Below are 15,601 nucleotides of genomic sequence, written 5' to 3'. Positions count from 1 at the left end.
CAATGGCGCGCATTACTTCTGCACAGGCCTTTATGGTCGATCTGGAACCGAAGGTCGTGCGCACTGATGCCATTCAGTCGTTCAATTCACAGGAAACGATTTTTGTCGTTTTACGTGACGTGGATGGCGCCAATGGAACAGGGTACAGCTACACCATCGGCGATGGCGGACCCGCAATCCTTTCGCTTTTAAAAGAAACGCTTTTGCCGCGGTTGATGGGGCAGGATGCGGATCGGATTGAAGCCGTTTGGCGAAATTTGTTGTTCTGCACGCACGCAACGGCTGTCGGGCCGATCATGTCACTGGCACTGGCGGCGGTTGACACTGCTCTTTGGGATATGCGCGGACGCACGACTGGTTTGCCGCTACATATTCTGGCTGGCGGGGCCAAATCATCAGTTCCAATGTACACCACCGAGGGAGGATGGTTGCATCTTTCCCCCGAGGAACTTGTCGATGATGCATTGGAATCACGAAAAGCCGGTTTTCTCGGATCCAAGGTAAAAATTGGAAAACCAACTGTCGCCCAAGATGCAGAGCGCCTCGAAGCCGTACGCTGCGCGCTGGGCAATGACTACGAAATCATGACAGATGCAAACCAATCACTGACATCGGGGGAGGCCAAACGTCGTCTACCGATGCTCGAAAGGTTTAATATTGCATGGTTTGAAGAACCACTTCCAGCGGATGACATCGCCGGACATACCCGGCTTCAACGCCAGTCCCGTGTTCCGGTTGCAGTTGGCGAAAGCATGTATAGCCCCGGTCAGTTTGCCGATTATATCGCCCAAGATGCCTGTGAGATTGTGCAAGCTGACGTCGCACGCATCGGCGGGATTACGCCTTGGCTAAAAGTCGCTCACCTGGCGGAGGCGCATAACATTGCAATCTGTCCGCACTTCCTCATGGAACTGCATGTAAGCCTTGTCTGTGCCGTGCCAAACGCGCCGTGGCTTGAATATATCCCACAACTTGAAGATATCGCAGCCCCAATGGAACGGCACGGTGGCAATGCCATCGCACCCACGCACCCGGGGCTCGGGATCGAGTGGGATCATGAAAAACTCACCTCACTAACGGTTGAGGGAAGCGCATTTGAAATCATGGAGGCCAGCCAATGACCCGTCATGGACAATTGATCGGAATAGGAGCCGATGCCATCGCCGAATACAAAGCATTGCATGCAAAGGTTTGGCCCGGCGTGCTCGCCAAGATTTCCCAATGTAATATCCGCAACTATTCGATCTTCCTCAAAGAGCCCGAAAACCTGCTTTTTGCCTATTTCGAATATGTCGGATCAGACTTCGAAGCTGACATGGCGAAAATGGCAGCTGACCCGGAAACCCAGAAATGGTGGTCAGTTTGCATGCCCCTGCAGCGCCCTTTGGACAGCCGGGCAGATGGTGAGTGGTGGTCGGAAATGCCGGAGGTATTCCATCATGACTGAGTTACGCCAAACTTTGGAGATGCCGCAAAAGGCAATACCGGCGGTCATTTTCGGGGCCGGTTCGATTGTCACAGATGCCCATCTGCCCGCATACCGTGGTCTGAATATTCCAGTCGCCGGCATCTATGACCCTGATCTTGAAAAGGCACGGGACGTTGCCAAGAAATGGGATGTCGCAAACTTTACAACCATTGAAGACGCCACAAGTCAGGGATCAGTTGTGTTTGACTTGGCTGTGCCACCCCAAGCAATCGCAGACCTGCTTGAAAAACTGCCGAACGGCGCCGTTGCCATCATCCAGAAACCCCTTGGCTCCGATTTGGCGGAGGCGGAGCGGATCATTTCCGTTTTGCGGCGAAAAAACATCAAGGCAGCGGTTAATTTTCAGCTACGTTTCGCCCCGATGTCTCTTGCGCTAAAGGACGCGATCAGCAAGGGCCAACTTGGTGAAATCGTTGATTTTGATGCGTGGCTGGCACTTGATACGCCGTGGCACCTATGGGCGTTTCTTGCCAATTTGCCACGTGTCGAGATTCTTCTGCATTCCATCCATTATCTGGACTTCGTGCGCGATTTGATGGGCAATCCGAACGGGGTTCATGCCCGCACGATAGGGCACCCGTCATCTATGGTTTCAAACACCCGCAGCGCAATCATGCTCGATTACGGTGAGACTGTCCGCTGTAACCTTTCGATCAACCATAACCACGCCTTTGGCCGCAAGTTCCAGGCATGCGAATTCCGGATCTGCGGCACAAAAGGGGCCGCCTATATGAAGCTGGGTGTCAATCTTGATTACCCGAAAGGCGAACCGGATGAGCTCTGGCTGAGTACCGACGGAGAGTGGCGACAAATCGACCTTGTTGGTAACTGGTTCATTGCTGCATTCCACGGACGTTTCGCACAGGTGCAGCGCTTTGCTGCCGGTCTTGATGACGTGCTTGAAGGGTCTGCCGAAGACGCGTGGCACACCATGGCACTAGTTGAGGCGGCTTATGAGAGCTCGGCCCTGCCAATGCACCCGATCAAGGAGGCTCCTGATGCTTGAGCAACTTAAATATTACGAAGACTATCAGGTTGGCGAGGGGCGCAACACGGTTGGCCGCACCATAACAGAGACCGATTTCGTGGTTCATGCAGGTCATTCCGGTGATTTTTTCCCACATCATCTTGATGAAGAATTCTGCAAGACACTGCCGTTCGGAAAACGTATTGCTCATGGCACGATGGTTTTCACGATTGGTGTCGGCCTCACAGCCACGATCATCAACCCGGTTGCCTTTTCTTACGGTTATGACCGGATGCGGTTCGTGAAACCGGTCTTTATCGGCGACACGATCACCTCAAAGGTTGAAATTATCGCCAAGGAAGTGATGGAAAAACGCCCCGGATACGGGCGGGTGACCGAACGCCTTACCGTGACCAAGCAGACTGGGGAAACCGCGCTTGTTGCGGACCATATTTACATGGTGGAGATGAAGCAATGACGAACCCGTTCCTGCATCTGCATGCCGACGACAATGTGCTTGTTGCGCGTGCCACAGCCTTAGCCGGAACAGAAGTCCGTCTGCAGAACACCTCAGTAACGCTTGGTCAGCCTATCCCGCTTGCCCACAAGATTGCCTATCGGGACATCGAAGCCGGTGAACGCATCCTGAAATACGGGATGCCCATTGGCATCGCAACCGAAGACATCGCGGCCGGTACGCATGTGCATATTCACAATATTCGCTCGGCATATACACCGACGCATGCCCTTCAGGACGCGAACGGTCAAAGCCCGGAGACGTCAAAATGACAGAACAATTCCAAGGATACCTGCGCTCTGACGGACGTAAGGGAATACGCAATACGGTAGTTGTCGCCTATTTGGTTGAGTGCGCTCATTTTGTCGCATCAAAGATAGTTGCCGGTTTTGAAGATGAAGATGTCCAACTGATTGGTTTCCCGGGCTGTTTCCCAAATGAATATGCCGCACGCGTAATGGGGCAATTGTGCACTCACCCCAATGTTGGAGCAGTTCTATTTGTCTCCCTTGGCTGCGAAAGCTTTGACAAGGTAAGGGCATCAGGAACCGTTGCAAGTACCGGACGCCCTGTTGAAACACTTGTTATACAACGGTCCGGAGGAACCGCGAAAACCGTTGAAACCGGTCGTTTCTGGGTGCGTTCTGCGTTGGAAGAAATCGCAAATGTTGAACGTGCCCCAATGGGGGTAGACGAGTTGATCATTGGGACGATCTGTGGTGGCTCGGACGGGACTTCAGGCATTTCTGGTAACCCAGCTGCAGGCAAGGCTTTTGATCTTCTGATCGGCGAGGGGGCTGCTTGTATTTTTGAAGAAACCGGCGAGCTGATCAGCTGTGAAAATATTATGGCGGAACGCGCAAAAACGCCCGAACTCGGCGAAGAACTGCGCGCTGCTGTTCAGAAGGCGGAACGTTATTACGCAACGCTTGGATATGGATCGTTTGCCGCTGGCAATGCCGCAGGTGGGCTGTCCACGATCGAAGAAAAAAGCCTCGGCGCCTATGTCAAATCCGGTGACAGTCAGATTTCAGGGCTGATCAAACCCGGCGATGTACCGCCCAAAGGCGGGCTATACCTCATGGATGTCGTGCCCGACGGTGAGGTCCGGTTTGGTTTCCCCAATATTTCGGACAATGCCGAGATTGTCGAGATGATCGCAAGCGGTGCGCATATGACACTGTTTGTGACTGGTCGCGGATCCGTGGTCGGGTCAGCGATATCGCCCGTTATCAAGATTTGTGCAAATCCCGATACCTATCGTGCTCTTGAAGACGACATGGATGTGAATGCCGGCGACATCATCGAAGGCAATCGGTCGATTGCCGAGGTTGGGCAGCAAATCCGTGATTTGGTTGTTTCCGTCGCCAAGGGGGCACAAACAAAATCCGAGGCCCTTGGCCATCGGGAATTCATTCTGACTTATAAATCATTCAATCCAATCGGGCCGTCGTGCCTGCCTGCGGTCTAAGGAGGAAACATGAAAAGACTTGAGGGAAAACTCTGTTTGGTCACTGCAGCCGGGCAGGGCATTGGTCGAGCATCTGCCGAACGTTTGGCTGCCGAAGGTGGACGTGTCATCGCCACAGACATCAATGACGCAGCCTTGGCCGAGCTTGTTGAGATTGGCGGGATCGAAGCCCGCAAACTTGATGTTACGGACAAGAACGCCATCAGCCGCCTGATCGATGACATCGGGACCGTTGATGTACTATTTAACTGCGCTGGCATCGTTCACAATGGGACCATTCTTGAGGCGACCGAAGAAGAATGGGATTTCGCCTTTGACTTAAACGTCAAATCGCAGTTTCGGATGATCCGTGCCGTGCTTCCGGGCATGCTCGAAAAAGGCGCTGGCTCGATCATTAACATGTCGTCGGTTGCAGGTCCGGTCACTGGCCCAGTCAACCGCTTGATCTATTCCGCCTCAAAGGCGGCGGTTGCTGGTTTGACCCGCGCAATTGCAAACGATCACGTCACACAGGGCATTCGGTGTAACGCAATTGCCCCGGGAACGGTTGATAGCCCTAGTCTGCATGAACGCTTGCGCGCGACCGGGGATTATGAAGGTGCGCTTAAGGCATTTATCGCCCGCCAGCCGATGGGCCGAATTGGCAAACCAGACGAAATTGCAGCTTTGGTTGCGTATCTTGCATCGGATGAAAGTGGCTTTACCACCGGCACAGTGCAGGTCGTCGATGGTGGCTGGACCGCCTGATCAGATTTTGAATGAAGGATAGGACTTAATATGAAATTCGCACGTTATGGAGAACGCGGTGCAGAGAAGCCCGCACTGGTCGATGCCAATGGCAACCTCCGCGACCTTTCGGCACATGTTGATGATATCGCAGGCGACATTCTGACACGCTTGGGCGACCTTAAATCAATCGATCCGGACAGCCTGCCGCTTGTAGAAGGACAACAGCGGCTTGGTGCCTGTGTCGGCCAAACCGGGAAGTATATCTGTATCGGGTTGAACTATGCCGATCACGCGGCAGAGTCTGGCATGGAAGTGCCGCCAGAACCGGTTATCTTTGCCAAATACACCTCGGCAATTTGTGGCCCGAATGACCCGATCATCATCCCACGTGGCTCGGAGAAGACCGACTGGGAAGTCGAACTTGGTTTCGTGATCGGCAAAAAAGCCAAATATGTTTCCGAAGCTGAGGCGCTTGATCACGTGGCTGGTTTTTGCCTGATTAACGATGTTTCCGAACGGGCATACCAGATCGAGCGCGCTGGTCAGTGGTCCAAAGGAAAATCGTCAGACAACTTTGGTCCGACTGGGCCATGGCTTGTGACGCCGGATGAAGTGGGTGACTTCAACAATCTTGGTATGTGGCTCGATGTGAACGGCGAACGTGTTCAGGATGGTTCGACCGCCACCATGGTATATCGTGTACCGCAACTGATTTCTTATCTGTCGCAGTTCTTTACCCTGCATCCAGGCGACATCATTTCTACCGGCACACCCCCGGGGGTTGGTCTTGGCTTTAACCCGCCGCGCTATCTCAAGGCGGGTGACGTGGTCGAACTCGGCATTGACCGTTTGGGCACCCAGCGCCAAGTCTGTGTCAACGACGACTAAACGTCACGAAGATCAAAAAAAAGGCGCGGCATCGTTAAAATGCCGCGCTTTTTTATTGATGGCTGTTTTGGTTACCAACCATTTTCCAACAACTCATTTGCATCACCTAATTCCGGCGCAGCACGTGATGAAGACGGCCGCACACCATCAATGCGAAGCGGCAGCTTGGTCGTTTTCATGGCCACATCCCCCCGTTCAATATTCTGCACCATATCAAGGGTCTGAAGGACTCCACTTCCGACGACACCATCCCAATCCATGACCGGTGCCGCCCAGATATCATTGGCAACAAAATCCTCCATCCAATCGGCACTGTGTTTTGTTTTAAGCTGTTTGGCGAGACCTGCCTTGATGTCATCACGCTGCTTGAATGCATCCAGCGCGGCAATCTCTGGTGCCAGTCCAGTGATAGTAGCAAGCAAATCAAGTTTGCCCATTGCAATGGCGATGTGACCGTCTGCGGTTTCATAGACGCCATAGGGTGCTGCAAGGTATGCATGGGCTGGATTGTTTTTCGACCGTTCCGGGGTCCGGTTGCCATCGTTAAACCAGGTGGTCAACAATTCGAACTGAAGGTCGGCGAGAACCTCAATCAACGAGGTTTCAACATAGCCACCAATGTTCTGTGTTGCCTTGCGATACAAAAGGGCAAGAACGCCGTGTGCCAACGCAGCCCCGGCCAAGACGTCAGCAATCGGTAGACCCATGGCAACCGGGCCATGATCACGACTGCCAGAAAGCCACATGACGCCTGACCGTGCCTGGGCCAGCAAATCCTGTCCGGGAAGGTCGACCCATGGGCCTTCCGATCCGTAACCAGTCACAGTGCCATACACGATGTTTGGATTGATCTTTTTAACCGCCTGATATCCGAACCCAAGACGCTCCATTACCCCCGGACGGAAGTTCTGCAAAATAATATCCGCATCCTTCACAAGCTGGGTAAGACGGGCCTTGTCCTGATCGGATTTAAGGTCGACAGCAATCGAGCGCTTATTGCGGTTAATCGCGTGAAAAATAGTGCTTTCACCACCAATCTTGGTATCGGTCAGATAAAGATATCGCGACAAGTCTCCAAGACCGGACCTCTCCACCTTGACGACATCCGCCCCAAGGTCTGCCAGTTTGAGGGCGCAGTAGGGGCCCGCAAGAAATTGCGAAAAGTCGAGTACTTTCAAACCGTTAAGGGGCAACATCTCAATCATTATCGAAGCTTTCGTCAAAACGTGTCTGAAGGGCCAAAAGGGCATTTTCCGGGCTGGTTTTCGCCGTCAGGGCATCAATAAGGATGTGCGATGCTTCTTCTTGGAACGCCATATAGCCGTCATGGCGCGGGCGAACCCAAGCGGCCTCATGGGTCATCCGGGTGTTGCTATAGCAAGACCCAACCGGCGCATTGACTGTCTCGTCAGCCCAGGCGAGCGCATTTCCGGGCTGGCCGTTATGCGTTGCATAAAGACCGCGTTGGATATCGGCCGACGCCACCCAAAGTGCATATTCCACGCAAAGATCCGGTTCTACCGTCTTCGATGAAACCGCAATACCAGTTCCGCCAAGTGCTGAGCCAAGCGGTCCTGAATCGCCAAGCGACGGCATATCGTGAAAGGCAATGCGATTGGCGCGATAACGGTCTCGCGCATAAGGCGCATACAGATAAACATAGGGGCACAATCCGAGCTTTCTGCTTTCACTTAGTGCATCAAGGGCAGCAATGGGGTCCATGTCGAAACACGCGGGGTCCACAAGGTTACTCAAGGTTTTCATCGCGGCGATCACATCACGCGCGGACGATTGATCTATCGCGGTTCCCTTGGTGACAGGGAAGGGATCACCAGCGTTTGCCAACAATGTAAAAAACGACATCAGCACATGCGGCGCACGCAGCGGCCAGACTACTCGACCATCTCTGGCCTCGGAGATCACGTCCGAAAAACTGCGAACCGGTGCGCTCAATAGATCCGAACGAATTGCTTGCACCTGACAAGCCGCGTCGACCGGTAGGGCCCACTGGTGCCGCTTGAAAAAATAACTCTGATAACTTTTGCCAACGGTCTCGGCCGAAAGCCGGGTGAGGGTGTCTGCATCTGCCAGGCGATCAATCGGCAACAAACAGTTCTTTTCCACAACCGTGCCAACATGAGGATGATCGATAATAATCAGATCGTAGGTGCTTGCCAGCTCCTCGACCGGGGTGCTCTCGAACCCCTGCAGCGACCGCTTATCCCAGACGATATCTACATCAGGATGGCGTTCACGAAAGGCTGCACCGGCTGCCACTAGCGGGTCATAGCCGCGCGGATCTGACCACGTCATGCCCCTGATTTTCTTTTGTTTGGTCATTTTTTTCCTCCCACCATGAGTTTAATATCGAACGTTTATAAATGAAAGTATGTTTTATATTTGATATGTTGTTTTCTATGTCACAGCGTCAGTTGCCACGATATGACTGAGCCGCATATACTCAGTCGACCAAAAACCAAGCGGTTTTCATCTGCCTGCGAGGACCAATGAACGGCAAAACCGAAGAACAGATTGAACAGGAAAAATACCGAGCTCCAGCCTTGTCAAAAGGGCTCGATATCCTCGAATTGCTTGCCTCGGAAGCGGATGGCCTGTCGCAGATTGCCATTGCGAAACAGCTGGATCGAAACACATCGGAAATCTTCCGGATGCTGATGGTTCTGTGTCAACGTGGCTACATCGAACAGCGCGAAGAGGATGACCGCTACCAACTGACGACCAAGATGTTCGAGGTGGCCCATCGTCATCCACCCATCCGCCGACTGACATCAATCGCTGGCGACGCCATGCAGCGGCTTGCAAATGAAGTGAACCAGTCAATGCATCTGGCGATCATTCATTCAGGCCGTGTTCTGGTCATTGCGCAGGTCGACTGTCAGGACAATAATATCACTGCAGTCCGCTTGGGCGCACAGATCAATATTTTCGATACGGCGTCCGGGCGTGTTCTTGCAGCTTGGATGGAGCAGGAGGCCCTTGATAACCTGATGAATGAGGTCGGTCGCGAACCGGCAGATAAGTATCGGGCTTTCCTGGATGATCTTCCGAACGTCAAGGCCGCGGGCTATTGTGAATCACAATCCCTGACCATTGCGGGTGTCCTTAACCTTTCTGCGCCGATTTTCGATTTTTCGGGCAAGGTCGTCGCAGCATTGACAGTACCGTTCATCCAACGCCTTTCTGGGACATCAGTCGCCACGGTTGATGAATGCCGGGAACGCCTGATCGACGTCACCACGGACATTTCGCGCCGTCTTGGGGCCGGTGCGCATTGGTCTTCACAAGAAAATACCGAGCAGGCGTAAGAACATTTGACCGCGTTCGCGTGACAAACAATTGATCTTTGACGACCTAATCGTGGTTGAGAGCAGGGCGCTTCACTTCGATTGCCCGAATGATGCTCGGAAGCCCTGGCGGCCCAACAAAGTCCGGCCCAAATTAGAGGAGCCGAACTTTAGCCTGAGGCCCACAAACATACCTAGTTGACGTCCGCTTGCTCCAACACTCGTTAGTATGGAGCACCAATTGCCCACACCGAATGGCCGTAAGCCAAGGCACAGGAACCGAAATCATAAGTTCCGTAGTTTTTCAAGTTAACAACAACTGCCGATTTCAGCTTCAAATGCAGCAAGAATAGGGACTCACACACAACCCAAAAGGGTATCCGATCAATCTCAACGCAACACACCTGAAATTAGACTGAAGTTCTATAATATATATTATGACAAAACCAACTCATTCATATCCGTTGCGTTTATCTGGACATTCCAGCGATACGCCCCACATGTGAGGCTTGTGTAGCGTAGCGGAACGAGGCTCACATGTGGGGCGTATCCGCCTTCAGTAGAAGGTTTACTGACCGATGCCGACTATTGTTATCAATAGCCCACATCTCCCGAACCAATTGCTTGGCGCACTATCAGTCGAGAGCGATGGTGTGCCGAGATATTGGATAATTGTATGGCTCGACAGTTTGAAGCCCAAATTGGCACAAAGCACCTACAGACGATACTGTCGCCATCTCAGCATTTTCTACGATTACAGTGAAAAACTTTACGGCAGACGTGCTTTCGATCGAGCAATCTCCGATTTAGATTTTGATCTGATCGAAACAATACTAAGTGGCTATCTCTATCACCTAAGAAACCGTCAAAAGCGCGCATCTTCAGACAACCAAGCTCATGATATTTGGAACACGTGCACTGCTTTCCTGCTTGATTTGTTGAACTATCTAGTACCGCCGTCATATGACAATAAGGCTGTTGAGTTGTTTGAAAGACTCAAGCATCGGGTAAATCTGTATGATCAGTTGACCCTCAGGGCGCATGCACAACCTACTTCAGCAAAGGTGCTTCCTGCCGCCGTCCTGACCGAATTGTGTGAGATATTCAACCCGACCTCCTCCTCAAACCCTTTCCGCACGGAGAAGCAAAGGTGGAGAAACTATCTTATTTTTCATCTTCTGACTTCACTAGGTGTACGCCGAAGCGAACTTTTACTACTCACCACCACTTCGGTTAAACAAGATACGTTTTATGGCAGCAATGGCTGTCAAACAAAGGCATGGATTTCCATAGAACCACCAAATGTCAACATTCGTGACCCTCGACATACCGAACCTTCACTAAAAACGTCTTTCTCAGCTCGTAACATTCCAGTCAATTCCGAGCTAATCGCTATCCACGACACTTATTTGCGCAACTTCCGAACTAGGTCACCCTACCCCTACCTTCTTACATCTCGAAATGGGCTTCCACTATCCACAGCCCGGGTAAATAGTGTTTTCGCTACGGCAAAAGAGAACCTCTCTAACAATGCGCTTAACTGCATTGCAAACAGTAAATCTATCTCTCCCCACGCCCTACGCCATACCGCAGCAGTCTACAGAATTCGAAAACACATCGATCAAGGCGATTCTTTGGATATTGCTGTTGAAAAGTTGCGTGTTTTTTTTGGTTGGGCACCGACCTCACAGATGCCACGGCTGTATGCAAGGGCTTATTTTGAATCTTCGCACCAGGACGTTTGGTCGGAGAACTTTGATCGATTTACTAACGGACTTAGGTTGACTTTGGGAGGCCATTGCCATGAGCAAACCAGAGTATGATTTTGACGGTTTGGTTGTATTCATCCAGCAGAATATTAACCGCTGGCCACCCCTTCCTGTACTAGCGCGATATTATGACGACTACGCGGAATGTTACAAAACACTAATTAACATCCGGACCGAAGATCGATGGCTCACTGTAATAGATGGAAGAGCTGAATACTTTGATTTTCGGCGTATTCCAGAAGGAGCCCGCGAATTATTCAAGCACTGGGTTATAAGTAAAATATCCACCGGTTTGAAATGTCGAGTGGTTCATGCTTATTTGCAGCGGATTGTGGTTTGGTGTTCACGTCACTCAGTTAATAAACTATTATTAATGATAATTTGCGGACCGGACGAAATACAACATTCTTGGCAAAATTTAGTAATATCCACCGATATCAGAAAAGACACAGCAACGGCAATCAAAAGCTTATTAAACTTCATTTGCGAGAAGAATTTAGGTGCATGGCACCCATCTTATATGCAGAGAATTTCTGCACTACCCACCCCAAAACTGGATTTGTACAAACGCATTAAGTCAGGTGACTGCTTTATCTGTAGCAAAGATCAAACTTCTTTCGTTGAAAGGATAGATTCTGCGGTTAAAGTTCTGAACAACAATAGCTCTAAAGAATCTCTATTTGAGATACAGTCGTATTGCATGCTCGTGCTTTGCTTTCAATATGGTTTGAGAGCAGGGCAAATTGCTCGCATATCTGTAAGTGATGTACGCTGTTTCGACACTGGTGCTGTTCATATATCTTTCCCTCGAACAAAACAGAGAAAGTCACATTCACGTGCTATACGGCGTATCAAGCGTGAATGGTGCCCACTTTTTACAAGCTACCTACAAATAAGAAAGCCCTCTTCTGACAAACTCTTTCACGTCAAACCTAATGAAGTAACAAGCCGCATCAAAGATTTCACACAAGATATATGTGGTACTCCATATACGCCGGGGCATTTTCGGCATACAGCCAGTCAAAGATTGGTGGATGCTGGGGCATCATCTGTATCCGTAGCGGAGTTCTTGGAACATTCAACGCTGAATGCGGGAACTGTGTATTACGATACATCAGCCAACCAGGCGGAATTAATTAACCAAGCGCTATCCATCTCCCCAATTTATTCAACGATCGCCGAAGTCGCTCGTACAAAAACAATCACGAAGAGAGCACTAGGCGAGGCCCCTAGTAACACCATAGTAGCAGGCATGCCTCATGGTATTCCTGTGTCTGGAATTGGAAAATGCACTGTTGGCCAGCCAAACTGCCAAAAACACCCCGTATTTTCTTGTTATAATTGCCGTCACTTTCTCGCTTTGAAGGACGAGGAAGTACACAAGAGGACGCTGACAGATTTTCGGAAGGTTGCACGTGACTTTTACAACGCTGAACGAGTCAGTGAAGTTTCTCCAGCATTTCTCCAGTTAAAAGATACAATTGCAGCTGTGCAACGAACTCTCCAGGACATTCAGGAGATGGATTGAGAGGGTGAAACCAATGGGAATCGCTGAATGTAAAACTCTGATTGCTACTGCTCAGCAACTAGCACAACAACGTGAGCTCAAATGGGACACGCCTATCGACGAAGAAGGAAATATTTTTAAAGAACATAGATGGAATTTAAACGCACTCATCGGCACTCCGCCTCCCCCTTTAGTTTGGTTAGGTACCACTAGAATTACGCCAAATGCCGAAAAATCACTAAGGGAGATGTGTTTACAAAGAGATGTCCCCTGCCCCAAGCAATTGTTCTTGGACGGACACTGGTTAGACTTCTACAAGGCCATCATTATCAATGAGCTATTGATAAAGAAGAACAAGCTTAGCCACGTAAATTCAAATATTGCCAAAATCATTCGAATCATTGGTGTCGTAAATCAAGCGCATCAACCTTGGGAAGTCACCGCGGAGGATGTGCGGTATTCATACAACGTCGCACTTGGCGTAGGTAGCTCAGGCAAGATTGCAGCGAACTTTGAAATGGTAGTGCGACTTGTTTTTGACGGAATGCAAATCGCAGAGACCCGTCCCCTCTCACAGTATTGCTTGCCTTATCAAGATCGACAGAACGCTCAGAAGAAAGTCGATGAACGGCGCATTCATGAACGGACTTTTCGTCAAACAGAAGGAATTCGCACCAAACTGTCAGAACGCAAATCCAGTAATTTTTTACCAGACAAGCGGGCATTCTGGGAGCTCGTTGAAATCATCTTTACAGAACAACCCACAACTTTCTCCGACTTCATTCGCTTTAGAATACTCCAGCTATGTATTATGACTGGACTTAGAATAGGTGAAGTCGTTTCGCTACCTGCCAATTGTTTGAGATGGCGGAGTTACGCAACAAAGGATGGACTGCCTGCGGAGAAGGAACACGGGATTTCGCAATCCCTTACATTGAAGTATTTCGCAGAAAAGAGTCTTACTCAGCACCATAAATCTTCTGTAGTACTTACAGAAAATGTCCAACATGTCCCTCCCCTATACGCAGATGTTGTTGAAGATCTAGTGCAAAGTACGTTGGCAGCTACGTCTGTTATGCGTAGTAACCTTGAACAGCAAATCGAACGAAACAGCCTGTTTCCAGATCTTGACCAATCGTCATTAATTCCCGCTTACGAGGCTTATGCCAGAGTTACCGGAAATATTGCGGTTAGTTCTCAACCTATTAGCCAGGAACTTATTGCATTATATCGCGCGCATTATCACGAAAGTGCGCTACGGGACATCTATCGAGAGCAAGAAGATAACATCTTTGCCCGCGGCATGGGAGTGACTCCACGACTTCGTTCATTACACAGTCGCTGGCGAGAACATGTTGATGCATTAAACTGTCGTGGTGTGGAATTTGAAGGGCAAGTTTTATGGGACATGGCCTGCTTTAAGGTTTCTCAAATTGAGGCATTTCTCAGAAAACACAGGAAAGACAAAATGCCTGATTGGATGCCCAGCACACTACAGAATGGATCTTCCTTTTATCCCTATCAGCACCTGTTCTTGATGCCTATTCGAGCGTTAGCTGAAGGTCGAAATAATGGAATAACTGATCTGATCCACTATTACGCAATAGGAAAATCCTCAGCATCCGACATCATGCTAATGCTGGACGGAAAACGTAAAGACAGCATATTTGCGCGCTATCGCCCAAACATTGCTGAGGATCTGACGATTAAAACGCACTCATTTCGACATCTGCAAAACACCGAACTCATGCGCCTTGGCGTTGCCGACACGGTCATATCCAAGCGCTTCCGAAAAGATGTACGCCATTCTGCTTCATATGACCATCGAAGTCTTTTTGAGGAACTACAACACATTGAAATTGAAGACGAACTTGTAAACGAGCTTAGTGAGCGCAGTCAGAGCTTGTTTAAGATGATCAAGGAAAAGAAAATTGCTGGCCCAATTGTAAGCGAATTCTATAAACTTCAGGATACCGTGGGGCTAGATGACGCAATCGCCTATCTACAAACTGAGGCAGATGGCTTCCATGTTACCCCCTACGGTGTGTGCTTGAATGCTTTTACAGTTGATACATGCCCAAACCACCTTGAGTGCTTCAACAACTGTAAACACTTGGCCCGGACGAAAGTTAAATCGGAAGAAGACAACCTTAGGAAACTCAAAAAACGGTTATCCAGTTGGATTGATCAAATTGAGAAACAGCCTATCGAAGTTCGTCCACTCGGTTGGGAAAACCAATTAACGCACGCTCAAACGCGATTAGACGCAGTGAAGAGAGCTCTCGACACCAAACCGGGACAAAAAGTCTCACCAAATGGGGATGACCGATATGATGATGGCTCCCACTCTAGCGCTTCCATCTTAGATGGCTGATGTATTTCTTTAATGCAAAGAACCTGCCGAGAGAAAAGACAATGACCCTATCTCAGCAAGACTTGTTGGCGTTCGAAAGGCAGCTGAAGCAAATGTTAGCTGAAGATATCGACCTTTCTGCTCGTTCATGTGTTCGGCGGGGTTTAGTCAAAAACCCTTCAGATATTACTCGCATACCAGCTCGCCGAGATCTTCTTGAAAAATATAGAAACTTTCAGAGAGAACGGCGCAGCAAAAATGAAGACCAGCGTAAAGTCAAACAGCTCAAGAAAGAACTGGAGAATGCGAGAAAAGAGATAAAAGAAGTAAGCGAGCAACAACAAATGCTAATTGCATCCCACCGAGCGATGATTGCGATAATTGGAGAATACGGCGGGATGGCAGCTTGGAGAAGCTTCTTCGGTGAGTATGAAAAAGCGCTAACCTTCTTGGAAACCGCCTCCGGCCTTAGGCATGCTTCTGATCCAGCAAAAAGAAAGAGCGCGACAAAAGTCCAACGTCTTTCTGCTGAGCATGACTAAACGAGTTAAAGGTCTAATATTTAAGGATTTATTTTCAACCTAAATAACTGAAAACCGCCGATTG

At 49.8% G+C, this 15,601-nt stretch carries 15 protein-coding genes; 13 read left to right on the top strand and 2 right to left on the bottom strand.

What is annotated here, in order from left to right:
- The first annotated feature begins 2 nt into the window (after window positions 1–2).
- The 8 genes from ACXAF0_RS11595 to ACXAF0_RS11560 are packed head-to-tail and all read left to right on the top strand — an operon-like array spanning window position 3 to window position 6,061.
- Window positions 3–1,121 (top strand): mandelate racemase/muconate lactonizing enzyme family protein, encoded by a 1,119-nt coding sequence (locus ACXAF0_RS11595; protein WP_475346005.1) that lies wholly within the window; start codon window positions 3–5, stop codon window positions 1,119–1,121.
- On the top strand, window positions 1,118–1,447 hold the full coding sequence (locus tag ACXAF0_RS11590; protein WP_475346004.1) for an L-rhamnose mutarotase: 330 nt from the start codon (window positions 1,118–1,120) through the stop codon (window positions 1,445–1,447). The genes ACXAF0_RS11595 and ACXAF0_RS11590 overlap by 4 nt, the downstream gene beginning before the upstream one ends.
- Window positions 1,440–2,495 carry a Gfo/Idh/MocA family protein gene (locus ACXAF0_RS11585; protein ID WP_475346003.1) on the top strand — a complete coding sequence of 352 codons (1,056 nt, stop codon included), beginning with the start codon at window positions 1,440–1,442 and terminating at the stop codon, window positions 2,493–2,495. Before ACXAF0_RS11590 ends, ACXAF0_RS11585 begins: the two co-directional genes overlap by 8 nt.
- Complete coding sequence (locus ACXAF0_RS11580) at window positions 2,488–2,934, top strand: MaoC family dehydratase (RefSeq protein WP_475346002.1); 447 nt, start codon at window positions 2,488–2,490, stop codon at window positions 2,932–2,934. The genes ACXAF0_RS11585 and ACXAF0_RS11580 overlap by 8 nt, the downstream gene beginning before the upstream one ends.
- The gene (locus ACXAF0_RS11575; RefSeq protein ID WP_475346001.1) at window positions 2,931–3,245 is read left to right on the top strand and encodes a UxaA family hydrolase; all 315 of its coding nucleotides are present in this window, start codon (window positions 2,931–2,933) and stop codon (window positions 3,243–3,245) included. Before ACXAF0_RS11580 ends, ACXAF0_RS11575 begins: the two co-directional genes overlap by 4 nt.
- Window positions 3,242–4,444 carry a UxaA family hydrolase gene (locus ACXAF0_RS11570; protein WP_475346000.1) on the top strand — a complete coding sequence of 401 codons (1,203 nt, stop codon included), beginning with the start codon at window positions 3,242–3,244 and terminating at the stop codon, window positions 4,442–4,444. Before ACXAF0_RS11575 ends, ACXAF0_RS11570 begins: the two co-directional genes overlap by 4 nt.
- A 9-nt stretch (window positions 4,445–4,453) precedes the next feature.
- Window positions 4,454–5,191, top strand: a complete 738-nt coding sequence (locus ACXAF0_RS11565; RefSeq protein ID WP_475345999.1) for an SDR family oxidoreductase — start codon at window positions 4,454–4,456, stop codon at window positions 5,189–5,191.
- Window positions 5,192–5,221: 30 nt separating this feature from the next.
- A complete protein-coding gene (locus ACXAF0_RS11560) occupies window positions 5,222–6,061 on the top strand; it encodes a fumarylacetoacetate hydrolase family protein (RefSeq protein ID WP_475345998.1) in 840 nt (279 codons plus the stop codon).
- A gap of 71 nt (window positions 6,062–6,132) precedes the next feature.
- Here the strand turns inward: ACXAF0_RS11560 and ACXAF0_RS11555 are convergent, their stop codons facing one another.
- Window positions 6,133–7,266, bottom strand: coding sequence for a CaiB/BaiF CoA transferase family protein (locus tag ACXAF0_RS11555; RefSeq protein ID WP_475345997.1), 1,134 nt, complete (start codon window positions 7,264–7,266; stop codon window positions 6,133–6,135).
- Window positions 7,259–8,401, bottom strand: a complete 1,143-nt coding sequence (locus ACXAF0_RS11550) for a hypothetical protein (RefSeq protein WP_475345996.1) — start codon at window positions 8,399–8,401, stop codon at window positions 7,259–7,261. Before ACXAF0_RS11550 ends, ACXAF0_RS11555 begins: the two co-directional genes overlap by 8 nt.
- 167 nt (window positions 8,402–8,568) lie before the next feature.
- On the opposite strand from ACXAF0_RS11550, the gene ACXAF0_RS11545 reads away from it, so the two are divergent.
- The 5 genes from ACXAF0_RS11545 (at window position 8,569) to ACXAF0_RS11525 (ending at window position 15,537) form a co-directional block, all read left to right on the top strand.
- Window positions 8,569–9,387: an IclR family transcriptional regulator gene (locus tag ACXAF0_RS11545; RefSeq protein ID WP_475345995.1), complete on the top strand. Its 819-nt coding sequence runs from the start codon at window positions 8,569–8,571 to the stop codon at window positions 9,385–9,387.
- 557 nt (window positions 9,388–9,944) lie between these two features.
- Window positions 9,945–11,189: a tyrosine-type recombinase/integrase gene (locus ACXAF0_RS11540; protein ID WP_475345994.1), complete on the top strand. Its 1,245-nt coding sequence runs from the start codon at window positions 9,945–9,947 to the stop codon at window positions 11,187–11,189.
- Window positions 11,170–12,663: a site-specific integrase gene (locus ACXAF0_RS11535; RefSeq protein ID WP_475345993.1), complete on the top strand. Its 1,494-nt coding sequence runs from the start codon at window positions 11,170–11,172 to the stop codon at window positions 12,661–12,663. The genes ACXAF0_RS11540 and ACXAF0_RS11535 overlap by 20 nt, the downstream gene beginning before the upstream one ends.
- Window positions 12,664–12,676: 13 nt before the next feature.
- Window positions 12,677–15,016 (top strand): hypothetical protein, encoded by a 2,340-nt coding sequence (locus ACXAF0_RS11530; protein ID WP_475345992.1) that lies wholly within the window; start codon window positions 12,677–12,679, stop codon window positions 15,014–15,016.
- A 41-nt stretch (window positions 15,017–15,057) separates the two neighbouring features.
- Window positions 15,058–15,537: a hypothetical protein gene (locus ACXAF0_RS11525; protein WP_475345991.1), complete on the top strand. Its 480-nt coding sequence runs from the start codon at window positions 15,058–15,060 to the stop codon at window positions 15,535–15,537.
- Window positions 15,538–15,601 lie beyond the last annotated feature (64 nt).

The organism is Thalassospira sp. ABD4_177 (assembly GCF_056160125.1).
This window is presented reverse-complemented; position numbering and strand designations above follow the sequence as displayed.